Source organism: Streptosporangium album (assembly GCF_014203795.1).
In the GTDB taxonomy this organism is placed as follows: Bacteria; Actinomycetota; Actinomycetes; order Streptosporangiales; family Streptosporangiaceae; genus Streptosporangium; species Streptosporangium album.
Genome location: NZ_JACHJU010000001.1, coordinates 1,019,203 through 1,031,520 on the forward strand (window position 1 = coordinate 1,019,203; position 12,318 = coordinate 1,031,520).

At 71.3% G+C, this 12,318-nt stretch carries 12 protein-coding genes; 7 read left to right on the plus strand and 5 right to left on the minus strand.

Annotated features, from left to right (window positions below):
• Nucleotides 1-18: 18 nt before the first annotated feature.
• Nucleotides 19-1,125, plus strand: coding sequence for an ROK family transcriptional regulator (locus FHR32_RS04805; protein ID WP_184753180.1), 1,107 nt, complete (start codon nt 19-21; stop codon nt 1,123-1,125).
• A 114-nt stretch (nt 1,126-1,239) separates the two neighbouring features.
• Here the strand turns inward: FHR32_RS04805 and FHR32_RS04810 are convergent, their stop codons facing one another.
• Nucleotides 1,240-1,605, minus strand: coding sequence for an STAS domain-containing protein (locus FHR32_RS04810; protein ID WP_184753181.1), 366 nt, complete (start codon nt 1,603-1,605; stop codon nt 1,240-1,242).
• Nucleotides 1,606-1,773: 168 nt separating this feature from the next.
• Here FHR32_RS04810 and FHR32_RS04815 point away from each other — a divergent pair, with 168 nt between their 5' ends.
• A complete protein-coding gene (locus FHR32_RS04815) occupies nt 1,774-1,977 on the plus strand; it encodes a hypothetical protein (protein WP_184753182.1) in 204 nt (67 codons plus the stop codon).
• Nucleotides 1,978-2,115: 138 nt separating this feature from the next.
• Here the strand turns inward: FHR32_RS04815 and FHR32_RS04820 are convergent, their stop codons facing one another.
• On the minus strand, nt 2,116-3,486 hold the full coding sequence (locus FHR32_RS04820) for an APC family permease (RefSeq protein WP_184753183.1): 1,371 nt from the start codon (nt 3,484-3,486) through the stop codon (nt 2,116-2,118).
• Nucleotides 3,487-3,620: 134 nt separating this feature from the next.
• Between FHR32_RS04820 and FHR32_RS04825 the strand changes: the two genes are divergently transcribed.
• On the plus strand, nt 3,621-4,007 hold the full coding sequence (locus FHR32_RS04825) for a DUF8711 family protein (protein WP_184753184.1): 387 nt from the start codon (nt 3,621-3,623) through the stop codon (nt 4,005-4,007).
• A 115-nt stretch (nt 4,008-4,122) separates the two neighbouring features.
• Here FHR32_RS04825 and FHR32_RS04830 read toward each other — a convergent pair whose 3' ends face one another.
• Nucleotides 4,123-5,232: a glycosyltransferase family 4 protein gene (locus tag FHR32_RS04830; RefSeq protein WP_184753185.1), complete on the minus strand. Its 1,110-nt coding sequence runs from the start codon at nt 5,230-5,232 to the stop codon at nt 4,123-4,125.
• A gap of 104 nt (nt 5,233-5,336) precedes the next feature.
• Here FHR32_RS04830 and FHR32_RS04835 point away from each other — a divergent pair, with 104 nt between their 5' ends.
• The 3 genes from FHR32_RS04835 to FHR32_RS04845 are packed head-to-tail and all read left to right on the plus strand — an operon-like array spanning nt 5,337 to nt 10,649.
• Nucleotides 5,337-6,128: a PIG-L deacetylase family protein gene (locus FHR32_RS04835; protein ID WP_184753186.1), complete on the plus strand. Its 792-nt coding sequence runs from the start codon at nt 5,337-5,339 to the stop codon at nt 6,126-6,128.
• Nucleotides 6,129-6,162: 34 nt separating this feature from the next.
• Complete coding sequence (locus tag FHR32_RS04840; RefSeq protein ID WP_184753187.1) at nt 6,163-7,224, plus strand: lysylphosphatidylglycerol synthase domain-containing protein; 1,062 nt, start codon at nt 6,163-6,165, stop codon at nt 7,222-7,224.
• Nucleotides 7,225-7,265: 41 nt separating this feature from the next.
• On the plus strand, nt 7,266-10,649 hold the full coding sequence (locus tag FHR32_RS04845) for an ATP-binding protein (protein WP_312882008.1): 3,384 nt from the start codon (nt 7,266-7,268) through the stop codon (nt 10,647-10,649).
• Here FHR32_RS04845 and FHR32_RS04850 read toward each other — a convergent pair.
• Nucleotides 10,639-11,238 carry a hypothetical protein gene (locus FHR32_RS04850; protein ID WP_184753188.1) on the minus strand — a complete coding sequence of 200 codons (600 nt, stop codon included), beginning with the start codon at nt 11,236-11,238 and terminating at the stop codon, nt 10,639-10,641. The two genes, FHR32_RS04845 and FHR32_RS04850, sit on opposite strands and share 11 nt — an antisense overlap.
• 149 nt (nt 11,239-11,387) lie before the next feature.
• On the opposite strand from FHR32_RS04850, the gene FHR32_RS04855 reads away from it, so the two are divergent.
• The gene (locus FHR32_RS04855; protein WP_184753189.1) at nt 11,388-11,921 is read left to right on the plus strand and encodes a DedA family protein; all 534 of its coding nucleotides are present in this window, start codon (nt 11,388-11,390) and stop codon (nt 11,919-11,921) included.
• 130 nt (nt 11,922-12,051) lie between these two features.
• On the opposite strand, the gene FHR32_RS04860 is transcribed toward FHR32_RS04855, so the two are convergent.
• Nucleotides 12,052-12,252: a YegP family protein gene (locus tag FHR32_RS04860; RefSeq protein ID WP_184753190.1), complete on the minus strand. Its 201-nt coding sequence runs from the start codon at nt 12,250-12,252 to the stop codon at nt 12,052-12,054.
• Nucleotides 12,253-12,318: the final 66 nt, after the last annotated feature.

Here is a 12,318-nt window from a genome sequence, read left to right on the forward strand (position 1 = left end):
TGATTAAAAGAGGACAGATTGAAGACCGCGACCCCGCAGACGGCCCGGGCGATCAACGACCGCCTCGCCCTCGACCTGCTGTTGGAACACAGGTCCTTGACCGCTCCCCAGTTGAGGGCGCTCATCGGCCTCTCCCGCCCGACCGTGTCGGACCTCGTCGAGCGCCTGCGGGTGAACGGGCTGATCGAGGTCGTCGGCGAGAGCGGCGAGGAGCGCCGGGGGCCGAACGCCCGCGTCTACGGCATCGTGGCCGACCGCGCCCACGTGGCCGGGGTCGACGTACGGCGCGACACGGTCAGCGTGACCGTCGCCGACATCACCGGCCAGACCGTCGGCTCCGCCACACGCCCGCTGGAGACCGGAAGCCCCGTGGGGACGGGAGGCACCGGGGGCCCCACGGCCGCGGAGAACGCCGGGCACTCCGCCGAGGCGGGCGGCGACCTGGCCAGGACCATCGCCGCCGCCGTCGCGGAGGCGGCGGGCCCGCGGAGGTTGCACGCCGTCGTCGTGGGCGCCCCGGGAATGGTGAATCCGCAGAGCGGCGAACTGGTGGCCGACAACGGCGTGCCCGGCTGGCGGCCGCACATGCTGCAGGCCCTGCGTCACCGGATCGACGCACCGGTGACCCTGGAGAACGAGGTCAATCTCGCCGCCGTGGCCGAGCACCGCGCCGGGTCCGCACGGGGGCGCGAGGACTTCGTCCTGCTCTGGCTGGACGAAGGGGTGGGCGGGGCGGTGACCCTCGGCGGACGGCTGCGCAGGGGAGTTTCGGGAGGGGCGGGCGAAGTCGGCGCCCTCGGCCTGCGTGACGGGTTGTTCTGCGACGTGGCGGGCTCCGGTGTCATCGGCGGACTCGACCAGGACTCCCTCGCGGCCCGGATCGCCGAGGGCGCCTTCACCTCGGTCGCGCTGCTGGACCCCGGGCTCGTCGTCCTCGGGGGGAAGACGGGCCGTTCCGGCGGCGACCCGCTGGCCGCACGGGTCAGCGAGCACCTCGCCGGGCTCTCCCCCGTTCCGACCCAGGTCCGCGCGAGCACGGTGGAGGGGAACGCGATCCTTCACGGAGCCCTGTTCACGGCCCTGTCCATCGCGCACCGGGACATCTTCGGCGAGGTGCCCGCCTAGGGCGGGGCTCCTGGACCCTCGCCCGCGCAGGCCGGTGCGTCCACGCCGGGGTCCTCCCCCGCAGCGGTCGCGCTCTCGCCGGGTCGCCAGCAGCGGGACGGCCCCCGGAGCCTCCTAGGCGGCCTCAAGCGCCTCGGCGACAGAGGGGAACACCTCGAACACCTGGGCCAGGCCGGCGAGGTTGAGGCGTCGTACCAGGTTTCCCTGGATGCCGGTCAGGATGAACCGAACCCCCCTGGCCTGGCCCTGGTGGCGCGCCTGGAGCAGCTCGCCTATCCCCGAGGAGTCGCAGAAGGTGAGGGCGGAAAGGTCGAGGATCAGAGTCTGCGACTGCAGGGCGTTCCATGCCCTGTCCATCTCCGCCCGTAACACGGGGGTGTGGTAATGATCCAGCTCGCCACTGGCCCGCACGACGAGCGTCGCGCCGTGTAGACCGGATGTGGCGGTGAAACTCGGCTCCGGCTCATTTCCGACCAACATGATCAACCTTCTACCCTGGCCTCTCCCAGCCATGTAACTTTCTCATACGGGACAGGCCGCCCTGACGGGCCGGGTGCCGGGTGCGCAGGCGACATCCCCGTTCCCTACCGCGCCCGCGGGCCGGACCGGCTGTGGATCAGCGGGATCGGCGCCGACCACCCGGGGCAGGTGCTCTTCCTGCGCTTCGACGGCACGAGATGGTCACGCGAGTACGGTCCGCCGTTCCGGGCACACGAGGAGGACCAGCAGTACGAGGAGAGCGACGAGATCAACCACACCGCGATCGCCCGGGTGCCGGGCACCGGCACACCGCGGGCGGTGGGGTCGGTCGGTGTGGGGGACGACGAGGACGATTTCGTCCTGCGGCGCTGAGGGATGTACGGAGTTGTCGGTGGGCTGACGTAGCCTCTCTCAAACTCCAACAAAAGGGAGTGTGAGATGAAAAGAGTACGAATCGTTCACAGGCCCCGTCCGCCCCGCAAGCCCGCCCCTCTCGACCTGCGCACGCCCTCAGGACGCCGCCTTCCCTTCTGAGGTCACCTCGGGACGGTCCCCCTGTCCCGCCAGGAACAGCCGGTTCACGAACCAGAGAACCACGCCCACGGCGATCAGCACGCCCGCGCGGAGATAGACGTCGCCACCGCGCCCCGTGAAGGGCAGCGCCAGCACAAGGCAGACCACCGCGCCCAGCGCCGGCATCCACCTCGGCGCCCGGTAGTGATCGTGCTCCACCCGGTCCTTACGGAGGACCAGCACGGCCACGTTGACCATGGCGAACACGCACAGCAGCAGGAGCACCGTCGTGTCCGCCAGGTTGCCCACATCGCCCGTGGCGACCAGCACGGCGGCGATGCCCACGGTGAACACGATGGCGACCCACGGGGACGACCTCGTGGGATGGACCGCCGCGAAGACCCTCGGCACGATCCCCTCCCGCGCCATGCCGTACACCAGCCGTGAGGCCATCAGCATGTTGATCAGCGCGGTGTTGCCCACCGCGAGCAGCGCGATCAGCGCGAACAGCTTGGGCGGGAAGGCCAGGCCCGCGACCTTGACGACCTCCAGGAGCGGGCCGGTCGAGCTCTTCAGCGTCTCGGTGTCCACCAGCATGGTCGCGGTGAACGCGACCGCCATGTAGATCACCGCGGCCACGGCCAGGCCGCCGAAGAGCGCGCGGGGGTAGTCGCGCTGCGGATCCTTGGACTCCTCGGCCAGGTTGACCGAGTCCTCGAAGCCGAGCAGCGCGTAGAAGGCGAGGGCCGTGCCGCCGAGGACGCCGAGGAACGCGCCGTTGGCAGGGTGGAACGAAAGGGCCCTGGCGGGCTCGCCCCCGCCGGACAGCAGCGCGTAGATCCCGATCGCGATGACGACCAGCAGGCCGAACGCCTCGATGACGGTCAGGACGACGTTGACCTTGATGGACTCGGAGATCCCGGCGAAGTTCACCAGCGCCACGACGCCGAGGAAGATGAACGCGCCCACGACGACCGGCAGCGTGACGAACTCGCCGAGGTAGTCACCGCCGAACGCCCGGGCCGCGGCGCTCGCCGAGGTGATGCCGCTCATCAGTACGGCGAAAGCCACAATAAAGGTTACAAAAGGGATGTTGAACGCTTTATTCGCATAGAGCGCGGCTCCTGCAGCTTGCGGATATTTCCCGACAAGTTCGGCATAGGCCGACGCCGTCAGCGCGGCCAGCACGAAAGCGACGAGGAACGGCACCCACAGGGCCCCGCCGACGTATCCGGCCACCTTCCCGACCAGGGCATATATCCCCGCACCGAGGATGTCTCCTATCACGAACAGCAGGAGAACCCTGCGTCCGATCACCCGCTTGAGCGAGTGCTGGACGGGACCAGGACCAACGATCGCCTCAGCCATACACCCCTCTTACCCAACGCGCATCAGAAATCACCCTGAGTAACAGGAATCTCTTTCTGTAAGCGCAATGAAAGTGATCCGCAAGGGTGAGTGCCTACCGTCTGATCTGTCATGAAATGCAATGAAAGGCAGAAATGCTCACCGCTCTCACCTCCCGCCGTATCGCCGTCGCCGCCGCGGGGGTCGCTCTCCTGTCGATGACCGCCGCCTGTGGCGGGTCCGGTAACGCCGCGCTCTGCACCGAGGCGCAGCAGCTCATCACGAGCTACACCTCGTCCATGGCCTCCAACGTCGGAGACCTGGAGAAGTTCAACCAGTCCAACCAGAAGCTCGGCGATGACCTGAAGGCACTGGCGGCCAAGTCTGACGGCGACGCGGCCTCCGCGATGAACGACGTCGCCGCCTCCATGAGCGGTCTGAAGATCGACGCCAAGGACCCGGCCGCGGCCGCCGCGGCGCTGCCGGAGTTCAGCAAGAAGCTGACCGAGGCCGGCGTCAAGCTCCAGACCGCCTGCTCCTAGCGGAGCCCGTGCCCCCGGGAACGGGAGGCACCTCCCCGGTACGGCCGCCGCTCCGCCTGCGGGGGGCAGCGCGGCGCGGCGGCCGTACCGGCTGCACGGCCCGGGACGGCCGGAGTCAGCCCCGGCCCGTGCGGGCCTGCCGGTAGCACTGCTCGAAGCCCTCCAGCACCATCGGCCACGAGCTGCGGACCGGCTCCGTCTCCCGGTTGTGCGCCGCGATCGACTCGCGCAGCTCACGGTCCCCGGCCAGCCTGGCCACCGACGCGACCAGGTCCTCGAAACTCCGCCCGAGCAGCCCCTCCTTACCCGGACGGACGAAGTCGGCCACCCCGCTCTGGGCCCGCGCGACCACCGGGACACCCGCCGCCCTGGCTTCCAGCGCCGCCAGGCCGAAGGACTCGCGGGGCGCCGGGGCGACGAACACGTCGGCGGAGAAGAGCAGCTCGCGGATCTGGTCCCGGCTGTAGCGGCCGGGCAGCGAGACCCAGCCGCCCATCCCGTTGGCCCGCAGGTAGCGCTCCATCTGTGAGCGCGCCGGGCCGTCCCCCACGATGGTGGCCCGCATCGGCGTCTCCTGCGGCACCCGGGCGCGGGCCTCCTTCAGCAGCCTGAGCAGCCGGACGGGCTGCTTGCGGGGGGCCAGCCGTCCCACCGCGACGACGTGAACGGCCTTGTCGTCGGGCTCGCGCCGTACGACGGCCGAGGAACGCCAGCCGGAGACGTCGAGGCCGTTGGAGACCACGTTCACCGGCACCTTGCGCCCGGCCACCCCCCGGATCGGCAGGGCCGCGGCCTCGCTCACCGCCGTGCCCACCAGCCCCCAGCGGTGCCACTCGAACAGCATCCGCAGTCCCCGGTAGAGCGCCCGGGTGACCGGATCCCACATGCTGTGCACGGTCACGACCACGGGCAGGCCCAGCCGTACGGCCGCGCGGACGCCCATCCAGGCGAACGGCGAGACCGCGCCCGTGTGCACGTGCACCACATCGGGGTGCCGTGCCCTCATCAACCGCAGCAGGTGCCCCACCCCAAACGGATGAACGGGCAGATCAAAGGGGAGCTTGGCGACGATACGGTATACACCGGACAGGGGTTCTCCGGGGGTCGCGGTCGCCACCTCGACCTCGTGACCCGCCTCCCTCTGCATCCGGACCAGATCGCCGACCTGCACCTCGATCCCGCCGAGACGCGGCAGGTAACAGTCACTGACGTGGAGGATCCTCACCGTGCCAGCGTAGCCCCGCGTGAGATCATGCCTGCGTGCCCGCCAGGGCGGACCCCCGATGACACCGAACGGAGTGAACCGCGATCGACACCGTCAGGACAGCCGTGTTCTTCCATGCCCATCCCGATGACGAGGCCCTGCTGACCGCGGGCACCATGGCGATGCTCGCCGCCGAAGGTCACCGGGTGGTCCTCGTCGTGGCGACCTCCGGCGAGCGCGGCCAGGCCGACCTCGCACCCGGCGAGGCGCTGGCCGCCGCGCGCATCGCCGAACTCTACAAGTCTGCGGCGGCGCTCGGCTGCGCCCGGGTGGTCAACCTCGGCTACGGCGACTCCGGGCTGGCCCCCGGCGGGGGGATCGCCGACGACCGGCCGGACAACGCGTTCATCGACGCCGACGCCGAGGAGGCCGCCCGGCGGCTCGCCGCCGTCCTCACCGAGGAGGACGCCGACCTGCTGACGACCTATGATCCCGCCGGAGGTTACGGCCACCCCGACCACGTCCAGGTGCACAGGGTCGGCGGCCGGGCCGCCGAGATCGCCGGCACCCCGATCGTGCTGGAGGCCACAGTCAACCGCGACCCCCTGCTCAAGGGGCTCCGGCTGGTCCGCAGGTTCTACCCCCAGCTCGACATCCGCTCCTTCGAGCAGGCCTACTCCCCCGGCGAGGTGATCACCCACCGGGTCGGCGTGCGGCGGTTCGCCCGCCAGAAGCGGGCCAGCATGGCCGCCCACGCGTCCCAGGCCACCGGCGCGGACACCCGCACGCTCGGTGTCATGCTCAAGATCCCGCACCCCCTCTACCGCCTCGTCTTCGGCACCGAGTGGTACGTCCGGCGCGGACTGCCGACCGGCACGAGGCTGCGGCATCCCTTCGAAGTTCCTTCCAAAGGATGAGCCGCCAACCGGCAGACTGGTGTGAGGGGGTTACATGAAGAACAGATGGGTCCAGGTCGGGCTGTCGGTCGTGTCGCTGGCACTGGCCGCCACGCTCGTGCGCTTCCTGCCGCAGATCGTGGCGGCGCTCACCGGCAAGCACGTCTCCTGGTCGCAGATCGGCGCCCAGTTCTCCAGCCTGAGCTGGCAGATGGTCGCGCTGATGACCGTCGTCTGGCTGGCGAGCCTGCTGGCCTACACGTTCGTGCTGACCGCCTCCCTGCCCGGCCTGACCCACCTTCAGGCGCTGACGCTGAACGCGGCCGGCAGCGCGGTGAGCAACCTGCTCCCGTTCGGTGGCGCGGCCGGGGTGGCGATGACGATCGCGATGACCAAGGGGTGGGGTTTCTCGCTCCGGGCCGTGGTGGTCTCCACGCTCTCCAGCGGCATCTGGAACACCCTCTTCCGGTTCATCCTGCCCGCCGTGGGCATCGTGGCCCTGCTGGTCAGCGGCCAGCGACTCAGCCCGGCCGTGACCAACGCCGGCTGGGTGGGCTCGCTGTCCCTGCTGGCCCTGGTCGCCGTGGTGGCCGCCGCCCTCTACTGGGACCGTGCCGCCGCCGGGCTCGGCCGCGCCCTCGACGCCGCCACGCGGCTGCTCCCGCCCAGGATCCGCCCCGCCGAGCACTCCCCCTCCGGGGCGCTGGAGAAGCTGCGCGCCGACACCTCCGAGGTCGTACGGCACCGCTGGCCGGGACTGACCATCGGCATGATCTTCTTTCTCGGGTTGCAGTGGCTGTTGCTGGTCTGCTGTCTGCAGGCCACCGGCGCCTATCCGGGGCTGGCACAGTCGATCGCCGTGTTCGCCCTGTCCAGGGTGCTGACCAGCGCTCTGGTGACTCCGAGCGGCGCCGGGATCATGGAGGCCGGGACCGTCGGCGCGCTGGTCTTCTTCGGCGCGCCGCTCGATTCCGCGACCGCCGCGGCACTGCTTTTCGGCTTCTGGACCTACACTGTCGAAATCCCCTTCGGCGGCCTGGCGCTCGGCGCGTGGGCGCTTCTGCGCCGGCGTGAGAACGCCGCTTCGGCCCCCGCGAAGGAGCCGATCAGCCGCTAGATTGGGAAATACCTTGTGCGTGATTCGAAGGCCCGCATAGCGTGGCGGCTGACATGGTGGCGTTCCGGGTTCTCGGTCCGGTCGAGGCGCATTCCGGTGATGACGAGCTCGACCTAGGCGGGTTGCGGCAGCGTGCCGTCCTCGCCCGACTGCTGGTGGCACGCGGGCAGGTGGTGCCCGTCGACTCCCTCCTCTACGACCTATGGGCCGATGACTCCGCCAAAGGCGCGCAGTCGGGCCTGCAGGTCTACATCTCCCGTCTGCGCCGGGTCCTCGAACCCGGCCGTCCGCGTGGGGGACCCAACCGGCTGCTGGTGACGGTCGCCTCCGGCTACGCGCTCCGGGTCGCCCCCGAGCAGGTCGACGCCCTCCGTTTCGAGGTGCTGGTCCGCACGGCCGGAGAGCATCTGGAGAACGACGACCCCTCCTTGGCTCGAGGCCGCCTGGAGAAGGCCCTGGGGCTGTGGCGCGGCACCCCCTACTCCGACTTCGCCGACCAGCCGTGGGCCGAGGCCGAGGTCAACCGGCTGGCCGAGCTGCGCCTGGTGGCCCGTGAGCGGCACGCCGACAGCGGTCTGCGCCTGGGCATGGCCGCCGAGGCGGTGCCCGACCTGGAGGCCCTGACCACCGAGCACCCGCTCCGCGAGGAGGGCTGGCGGCTGCTGGCCCTCGGCCTCTACCGGTGCGGGCGGCAGGGCGACGCGCTGGCGGCGCTGCGCAAGGCCCGCACGATCCTCGCCGACGAGCTGGGCATCGACCCGGGCCCGGCGCTGCGCAGGCTGGAGTCCGACATCCTGGCCCAGGATCCGGGCCTGCAGCTCGCCGCCCCGCCGACTGGACGGCAGCGCCTCCTGGTGCCCGCCGACACCTGGCCTCCCCGGCCCACGGCCGCGCCGGTGGAGCTGCCGCCGCTGGAGCCCGAGCCGTTCGTCGGCCGCGACGCCGAGCTGACCCGGCTGACCACGGCCGCGGCCCGGACCGGCCGCTTCACGGTCGCGGTGATCGGCGGCGACGCGGGCGCGGGCAAGACCACACTGGTCCGCCAGCTCACCAGACGGCTCTCCGAGGACGGCTGGGGCACCGCGTCCGGCGCCTGCCCCGACAGCAGCGCCACCCCTCCCGGGTGGGCCTGGGTGGAGATCCTGCGTACCCTGGTGAACGCGGCCGGCCCCGGGGAGTACGCCCCGCTGCTCGCCCCGCTGCTGGACGACGCGGCTCCCCCGCCCGACGACGACCAGGTCTCCGGCGGCTTCCGGCTGCACCGGGCGGTGGGCGGCTATCTCGCGGCCGTCGCCAAGGACACCCCGATCCTGCTGACCCTGGAGGACCTGCACTGGGCCGATGACCAGACCCTCGCGCTGCTGCGCGCACTGCCGAGCCTGCTTGCCACCAGCCGTGTGCTGCTGGTGGTGACCTGCCGTGACAGCGAGCTGAGCGACCAGCAGGCCGACGTGCTGGCCGCGCTGGCCAGGCTCGGGCCCGTCCGGGTGGGCCTGACCGGTCTCGACCCCAAGGCGGTGGCCGAGCTGGTCCGCGCGACCTGCGTGCGCGAGGTGGACGAGGAGGCGGTCAACAGCATCGTCGAGCGGACCGGCGGCAACCCCTTCTTCGTCCGGGAGACCGTGCGCCTGCTCGACGCCGAGGCCGTGAGCGACCGCGCCACGGCCGCCGAGGTGATCTCCGGGGTGCCCTCCGGCGTCCGCGACGTGCTGCGGCGGCGGATCTCCCGGCTGCCCTCGGCGGCCCAGCAGATCCTGCTGCAGGCCGCGGTGATCGGCCGTGACGTCGACGTGGACGTGCTGGTGGACGTGACGGGCGACGAGGACGCCGTGGTCGACGCGGTGGAGGCGGCGCTGCTCGCCGGGCTGGTCACCGAGCCGGGTCCCGGCATGCTCCGCTTCGACCACGACCTGGTCCGCGACACCCTTTACTCCGACGCCTCCCGGCTGCGCCGTTCCCGGCTGCACGCCTCGGTGGCCGCGGTGATCGAGCGCAGGAACCCCGGCGACGTGGCCGCCCTCGCCCACCACTACGACGCGGCGGGCACCGCCGAGACGGCCATCAAGGCGGTGCACTACGCCGGGCTGGCCGCCGAGCAGGCCGAGCGCCGGTTCGCCCACCGGGAGGCCGCCTCGTTATGGGAGCAGGCCATCGCCGCCTTCGACCGGTCCGGCATCACCCACACCCCCGACAGCACCAAGGAACGCCTGCTGCTGACCCTGCGTCTGATCAAGGCGCTGGCGCTCTGCGGCGACATGGCCGCGGCCCGCGGGCGGCGGCGCGAGGCGATGGACGCCGCCCTGCCGCTGGGCAATCTGGAGCTCACCGCCCGGGTGGCGGCCTCGCTGGCCGTACCGCACAAGGGCATGGCCCGCGACTTCACCCGCACCGCGTGGGAGATCGTCGACGTCGCCGAGCAGGCGCTGGTCGAGCTGCCCGCCGCCGAGCAGTCACTGCGCGCGAGCCTGCTGGCCACGCTCGCACTGGAGCTGGAGGGCTCGGCCACCCCCCGCGGCGAGCAGGCCTCGCTGGAGGCCGAGGAGCTGGCCCGGCGCAGTGGTGACCCGGCGCTGCTGGCGACCGCGCTGAGCGGCCGGCTGCGGCAGTCCTACGGCATCACCCCGGTGGGCGAGCGCGAGGTCATCGGCCGGGAGCTGCTGGAGGTCGGCAAGAGGACCGGTCAGGTCGCGGTCCAGGCACTGGCCCATCTCGTGCTGATGGAGTGCGCGGCCGCTTCGGGCGCGTTCGCCGACGCCGACGCGCACGTGGCCGCCGCCGAGCGGCTCGCCCGGCAGTACGGCCTGCCCGCCCCGGCCGCCGTCGGGGCCTGGTACGCCGGGCAGCGCCTGATGATCGCCGGTGACTTCGCCGGCGCGGAGGGCGCCTACCGCGACGCCGCCCGGCTGACGGCCCGAGCCGGCATGCTGGAGGGGCGCCAGGACCTGCCGCTGATCACGACGTTCTGCCTGCACCTCGTCAACGGCCGGGCCGCCGACATGGTGGAGCCCCTTGCCGAGGCCCACCAGCGCGGAGCCAAGTGGACTCTCGACGCCTACGCGGTGGCCCTGGCCTCCGCCGGGCACACCCGCGACGCGCGGGCGGTCATCGCGGTGAAGACGCCGGTCCGCCCCGACTTCCTCTACGAGCTGGCGATGATCTGGCGGGCCCTGGCCGGCATGTTGCTGAACGACCGGGAGCGGATGGTCGAGGCCTACGACACGCTGAAGCCGTTCGCCGAGCGGATCGCGGGGGCGGGCACCGGTGTGGTGGCGCTGTGGCCGGTCGCGCTGACCCTCGGTGACCTGGCGCTCAGGCTGGGCTTCGCCGACGCGGTGAAACCCCATTACGAGAAGGCGCTCTCGGTGGCACAACGGGTCGGTGTGGCCCGCTGGGTGGAGGCGGCGCAGCGGGCGCTCAGCAGCTGACGAGAAACTTCCCGCTGTGCAACCGGGCACCGCCGGAGACGGACAGCTCCGCCCGGTACCAACCGGGATTGTCGATCACGCTCGGCTGCCACTTGGCGCTCCGGCTCCGACCGGCGAAGCCGGAGTTCGTGATCATGTATGTCCGCCAGTTCCGGGTGGCAGGGCTCCAGCGCTGCAGGCGCCAGCCGTACGAGACGGCGCTCTCCGGACGGGGATTGTCGATCACGCTCTGGACCAGGTAGGTCTTCTCGCACGGCCGTGATCCGGCGAGCGGGGCGACGGTGATCGCTCCGGCGACCGCGGCCCGTGCCGCGGTGCTCGACTCCGACTTCGACTCTGTCGGCAGGCTGACCGCCCGGGTCCCGACGGTCTGGGCCCGAACGATCCGGGCCGGGGTGGTCCGGGTCTGGGTGGTCCGGGTCTGGGTGGTCCGGGTGGTCACACTCGCCGGGGCGGCCTGGACGGAGGCGTTGTGGGACGCCTCCACCCCCACGTAGGCGCCGGTGAAGGCCAGCGTGGCCACCAGCAGTTTCACGACGCTCGCGGTCCCACTCGCCACCACCGGCGCCACACTGCTTCGCGGACTCATGACACACGCCCTTCCTCGTTGCTACAGGTTTATGCCTCGAGGGTTGATCTCTGCTTGATGTCCGCTTGCAGGGGGCATGTCATCCGCCCAGGTAAGCCTGACCTAATATTGGAGGCGGGCGGACCGAGCGACGCGGTGGGGGTGGTCAGGTGCGACTCCTTGTGGCGAACATCCCCGATCCCACATCCGCCTCCTTCCTGGGGATGCCGCTGTGGCTCTGGGTCCTCCTCGGCGGGATCGGCCTCTTCGGCGTGTTCCAGTGCTACTACTGGATCGGCCACAAGCTGGGGCCCCGGCTCTACGCGTCCCGTCTGGGCCGGAAGATCGACGAGAAGAACATCCTCACGGTGGAGAACGCCGTCAGGAGGTGGGGCGCGCTCGCCGTCTACGGCTGCTTCTGGGTGCCGGGGCTGCGGCACACGCTGCCGTGGGTGGCGGGGGTGCTGCGGGTCTCCTACCCCTGGTATGTCGTGGCCAGCGCGCTCGGCTGCCTGACCTGGGTCCCGGTGACGTCCTTCGGCCTCTACTCGCTGATCTGGGGCTGGCTGAAGCTGGCCGCCGAGTCGCCGTTCCTGGCGGGCGGGGTCGCCGCGGCGCTGCTCGCGGCGATCGTCACCGTCGTCTGCCTCCGTCGTCGCCGCGGGGCTCCGCGGCGGACGGAAGACGAGTTCACCAACGTGTGAGCCGTCCGTACGGCTGGAGGCACGGCGAAGGCCACGCCTGTACGGCCCCGCGCACGGGGTGCGGGCACGGCAAGCCTCCGAGGGGGGTGAGCGGCCCCGCCCGTGCGGTGCGCAGGCAGGGCCGCGGGCGTCAGGGCGTGGTCGCCGCGGTGAGCGCCGAATCGTCGACCTTCGCATCCGGAGCGTTCTTGCGGACCGACTCGATGCCGCTCATGCAGGCCGCCCTGGTGTTGTACCCCTCGCTGACCGCGATGGTCTGACCATTGGTCGCCACGAGCTTGAAACGGAACTCGCCGCGCTTGTCCTTGGTGATCATGAACTTCCCTGGCATGTCATCTCCCCCGAATCCAACAGCAGGCCTGACAGGGATGATTTCCGCCCTGATCTTGTCCATACG